The 409-nt window shown below is 64.3% G+C and carries 1 pseudogene; it reads left to right on the top strand.

Going from position 1 to position 409, the window contains the following annotated elements:
* Window positions 1-409 (top strand): annotated as a pseudogene (locus tag ACKLKD_RS28025) (oxaloacetate decarboxylase); the annotation flags it as partial.

Raw genomic sequence — 409 nt, 5'->3', positions numbered from 1 at the left:
CGAGGCGCTGGTCGCCACCCTCGCCGGTACGCCGTACGACACCGGCCTCGATATCCACAAACTGGAGAGTATCGCCGCGTACTTCCGCGAGGTGCGTAAGAAGTACCACGCCTTCGAAGGCCAGCTGAAGGGCACCGACAGCCGTATCCTCGTCGCCCAGGTGCCGGGCGGGATGCTCACCAATCTCGAAAGCCAGCTGAAGCAGCAGAACGCGGCGGACAAACTCGACCAGGTGCTGGCGGAAATCCCCCGCGTGCGCGAGGACCTCGGCTTTATTCCGCTGGTGACCCCGACCTCGCAGATTGTCGGCACCCAGGCGGTGCTCAACGTCCTGACCGGCGAGCGCTACAAGACCATCGCGAAGGAAACCGCCGGGATACTGAAAGGCGAATACGGCCGCACCCCGGTA

Source organism: Klebsiella sp. 10982 (assembly GCF_048589245.1).
GTDB lineage: Bacteria > Pseudomonadota > Gammaproteobacteria > Enterobacterales > Enterobacteriaceae > Klebsiella > Klebsiella quasivariicola.
Note: the sequence above shows the minus strand (reverse complement) of the source record. Positions and strands in the feature narration are given on the sequence as shown.